Below are 4,551 nucleotides of genomic sequence, written 5' to 3' on the forward strand. Positions count from 1 at the left end.
CAGCGTCAGATGTGTATAAGAGACAGTTCCAGGCTTGCCCGGGGTATCGACCGGCGCCTGAAACGGGGTGACTATGACCTGCGCAAGATGATCCGCCCCATCCAGATCGATATCCGGGAGCTGAGTTACAGCTATCAGGAACTCTCCGAAGACCTCAAAGCTCTCAGCCGGCACCCCTCCTCTATTATCTTCGGTTCCGGCCATCCCCCCAAAGGACCAGGTGAATGATACGACTTCTCTCTCTCGCCGTGGTAACGGTGCTCACACTCCTCCTGGCAGCCTGCAGTGGTCGATCCCTGCAGATGTATACCCTCTCGCCCCAGGGATCTCTCCCTCATCTCCATCCCCGTTTCTCCTCCCTACGGGTCGACTATCCCAAGGGAATCGAAGATACCATGGGAACCCGGATCTATTTCAGCCGAAGTAATCTGACCCAGTCCTACTACAGCTACAGCCAGTGGAGCAAATCTCTCAACCGTATCCTCATGGCCAACCTTATCGAAACCCTGCAGCGCAGCGGCCTGGCCCGGACCGTTCTGGATTATGCCTCCGAGGCCGATGCCGCCTACGAGATTGAGAGTACCGTCTATCGCTTCGAACATCGAATCACCCCGCAGGGCTCCTATGCGGATATCTCCATCGGGCTGCGTCTGCTGCGCAGCAGCGACCGGCATCTGATCGCCTCAAAAATCTTCAGCTACCAAATTCCCTGCCGCAGCACCGATGCAGCCGGCTTTGTCGAAGCGGCCAACCGGGCCGTCTCGCGCCTGGGAGTCGATATGGTCAAATGGCTGGCAAAAAAGTAGAAGAGAGAAGCCATGGACGAAAATCTGAGCCTCGCACTCCGTGACAAACTCCCCGCCCTTCCCTGGCTGGAGATGGGGAGCGGCTTCCTCATCGGTCTCGCCGTCGGCTATTTCCTCAAAAAGAGTTTCAAGGTCCTGCTGCTCTTGATGGGAATTGCAATCGTGATCATCTTTCTGCTGGAGAGTCAGCATGTGGTGACCATCAATGAAGATGGCCTCTCCCACACCGTCTCCCAGGGCACAGAACTTTTCAAAGAGTTTGCTTCTTTTCTCAAAGCCCGCCTCTCGCGCCTCAATATCGCCGGAGGCGCTTCGGCCGTGGCCGGATTTTTTGCCGGCCTGAAGATGGGATAGACCGGCCTCCCTTCTCCTATTTTTTTACATTCAACGACAATTGTAAACATTGGATTACAATTATTTCTTAATGGATAAATCATTTCCTTTCCTCCCCGTATAGTGTTATAATCATTAAAATGACTTTTTAATTTTCCATTCAAAAAAAGATTGCTCACTACAGCTGATAATAAGAGGAGTAAGGATGTATACTTTGATGAAGAAGAAAAACTTCGCTTTGACCAAAACCGTTATAGAGCTCGAATCGAAGAAAATCGAATTGGTCTCCATGCGTCATCTGGAATCCGGAAAACGAGAGAAAAGCTCTGCATCCACTCCTGTCCGAGCTATCGAGGGTTGCGGGGAGATCCATCCACCGCTCTGTACGATCAATGACAATCAGTTCTCCCGGGACCGTTAGAAATTTTGTGTCAGTCCGATAGAATCTAAAATTCTAAAGGATTGACCATGAACGACAAGTTCGATTTGAACAAGGCCCTGGAGCAGATCAAGGCCGGGGCCAAGATCGACGGCAAAGACGGAGTCCTGGCTCCTTTGATCAAACAGCTCACCGAAGCGGCCCTGGAGGCCGAGCTGGAATCCCATCTATCCCAGGAGATCCGAAACCGCAAGAACGGTAAAAGCTCCAAGCGAATGAAAAGCTCCGTGGGGGAGTTCGACCTGGAAGTTCCCCGAGATCGTAACGGAACCTTCGAACCCCAGATCGTCAGGAAACACCAGACCCACATGAGTGATCAGATCGAGCAGAAGATTCTATCGCTCTATGCCCTGGGAAACAGTTATACCCAGATCAGAGGGCACCTGGAGGAGATCTATGGGGTGAGTTTCTCCACCGCCGCCATTAGTGCCGTAACCGATAAGATCATCCCTTTGCTCAAATCGTGGCAGCAACGGCCCCTGGAGGCCATCTATCCCTTCATCTGGCTCGATGCGATCCACTACAAGGTCAAAGAGGACGGTCGTTACGTTTCCAAAGCCGTCTACACGATCCTCGGAGTCCGGTTGGACGGGAAAAAAGAGGTCCTGGGGCTCTATCTCAGTGAGAGTGAAGGAGCCAACTTCTGGCTGCAGGTACTGACCGATCTGAACAACCGGGGCGTAAAAGATATCCTCATTGCCTCCGTCGATGGGCTGAGCGGCTTTCCCGAGGCCATCAACGCCATCTTTCCCAAAACGGAGGTGCAGCTGTGTGTCGTTCACCAGATCCGCAATTCTCTCAAATACGTCGCTTCCAAAAACAAAAAAGAGTTTAGCAAGGATCTCAAGTCGGTCTATCAGGCCGTCTCAAAAGATGCGGCCGAAACGGAGTTGGATCGATTGGAAGAGAAGTGGGGAGCGAAGTATCCCATTGTCATTCAATCCTGGCGGAACAAGTGGGAGAACCTCTCCAACTACTTCAAGTATCCTGAGGATATCCGCCGGATCATCTATACGACCAACATCATTGAATCGGTCCATCGGCAGTTTCGAAAGCTCACCAAAACCAAGGGGGCTTTCCCCAACGAAAACAGTCTGCTCAAGCTTCTTTATCTGGGCATTCAGAACGCCCAGAAGAAATGGACGATGCCGATACAGAATTGGAGCCTGACACTCTCACAGCTTGCCATCTTCTTCGAAGGCAGGTTGGACGATGCTTTGGATCTGTGATATGATTCTTTTCAACTATCGGGTGCTGACACAAAAGTCTGAACAGTCCCGTTCTCCCGCGTCTGTTTTCGGATCATTGAAGACGAGAGCGTCTCCTATCCCATCGATTTCGAAACAACCAAGGGGCTGATCCGACTCAACGACAGGAACTCCGGAAACGGAGCCCATCCTGGTTCGAACAGGCTGCATTGCGACCGTGCCCGGTCCGAAGCCGATCCAGAGCCGGACGCACTCCGGAAACCGAAAATTTCGGAGCAGTCACCGCCCACTATACAGGTCTGTCTCCCGCCGGAAAGCTTCGAAGAGATTCTTGAAGCCTTCTGTCAAGGCGGCTCTCCCACCCTCATTACCCGTTTTGCCATCCATACCTTCACCTTTCTGAGCCAGGACGGCAAAACCGCTCCCCACTACTCCGTGACCAAGGATGTCAACTACATCTCCACCGGCCTCAAAGCCTACCTCGCCGACTATGAGATCCGCACACCCCTCGGCACTTCTGACGGGTGATATTTCTTCGGAACAACCGTCTCTACCCCCAACGGAAGGTATGCGAAATCTATGCGGCAGCGGTAACAGAGAGAAACAATTCGACTCCTCCATTGATCATGCAATTTTCTGTATACTATCCCCTTCCAAAACTATCTCCATCCCAAAGAGGTCGCAATGCTTGTCCATATCTGCTGCGCCGTCGATAGCCACTATTTCCTTCAGAAGCTCCGCCGGGATTATCCTGACGAGCGGCTTGTCGGCTTCTTCTATGATCCCAACATCCACCCCTATAGTGAATACCGACTACGGCTGCTGGAGGTAGAACGCAGCTGTCGGCAATTGGGGATCGAACTGATCGAGGGTCCTTATGACTACGAGGCGTGGATGGGCGCGGTACGCGGGCTGGAGAACGAGCCGGAAAAGGGAAAGCGCTGCGCTGTCTGTTTCGATCGGCGTTTCGAGGTCAGCGCCGCCAAGGCGGCGGAAATAGGTAAAAAACGTTTCACCTCCACCCTGCTGACCTCTCCCAAAAAATCCCTGAAGCAACTACGGGAAGAAGGAGAGAAGCTGGCGGAACGTTACGGGCTGGAGTTCATCGCTCCCGACTATCGCAAAGCCTCGGGAACTCAGGAGCAGAATGTGATGGCCAAAGAGGCCCGGCTCTACCGTCAGGACTACTGCGGATGCCTCTTCGGCCTGACGATACAGCGCCAACAACAGGAGAAACTGGCCGACGAGCTGATGGTGCCTGTCTCGGGCCAGATTCAGCCCGAATCGATCGAAGAACGACTGAAACTCTATGAAAAGCGCATAGAGCTGGAAGAGCGGGGAATCGCCTATAAAATCGTCAAAGAACGTTTTCTGAACTGGCGGCTGCTCTGGGGTGTGCTGCGGGTCCGCAAAGAGCCCGTTCCTGCTCATATCCTCCCCTACTCCACCCTCAAAAAAGAGTATACCCGCGGTCGGGTGGACGGAATGTGGGGGGCACTGGCGCTGATGAACCGGGATGAAGTGAAGTTCATCACTCTTGCCGATTACAACCGGCTCTCGGGACGCCGCTACCCCGACGTCACTCATCTCATTTTCGATCCGCCCTCTTTTGATGAGGAGCTCACACTGCGCCGTAAACTGTTGCCCAATCCCTACGACCTGAGTGCTCTCCTGGTAGTGGATTCGATCCCGGACAACAAGATCGAATTGACCCTCCAGGCCCGACTCTTCGAGGATGTCCGGGAACGTCTCATCTTCCCGGATG

5 protein-coding genes are annotated in these 4,551 nt (G+C 53.2%); all 5 read left to right on the top strand.

Translation table 11 applies throughout. The annotated features are described in order from the left end of the window. A partial coding sequence (locus F8I07_RS01870) for a hypothetical protein (RefSeq protein ID WP_292654989.1) occupies window positions 1-228 on the top strand: 228 nt, incomplete at its 5' end. Further along, a complete protein-coding gene (locus F8I07_RS01875; RefSeq protein ID WP_292654992.1) occupies window positions 225-806 on the top strand; it encodes an ABC-type transport auxiliary lipoprotein family protein in 582 nt (193 codons plus the stop codon). The genes F8I07_RS01870 and F8I07_RS01875, both read left to right, overlap by 4 nt. Window positions 807-818: 12 nt before the next feature. Continuing rightward, the gene (locus F8I07_RS01880; protein ID WP_292654995.1) at window positions 819-1,160 is read left to right on the top strand and encodes an FUN14 domain-containing protein; all 342 of its coding nucleotides are present in this window, start codon (window positions 819-821) and stop codon (window positions 1,158-1,160) included. Window positions 1,161-1,607: 447 nt separating this feature from the next. After that, entirely contained in the window at window positions 1,608-2,807 is a 1,200-nt protein-coding gene (locus F8I07_RS01885) for an IS256 family transposase (protein WP_292654998.1), read from the top strand. A 663-nt stretch (window positions 2,808-3,470) separates the two neighbouring features. Beyond that, window positions 3,471-4,551: epoxyqueuosine reductase QueH (locus tag F8I07_RS01890; protein ID WP_292655001.1), on the top strand; the 1,081-nt coding region annotated here is incomplete at its 3' end.

It is taken from the genome of Nitratifractor sp. (genome assembly GCF_015487065.1).
Taxonomy (GTDB): domain Bacteria; phylum Campylobacterota; class Campylobacteria; order Campylobacterales; family Sulfurovaceae; genus Nitratifractor.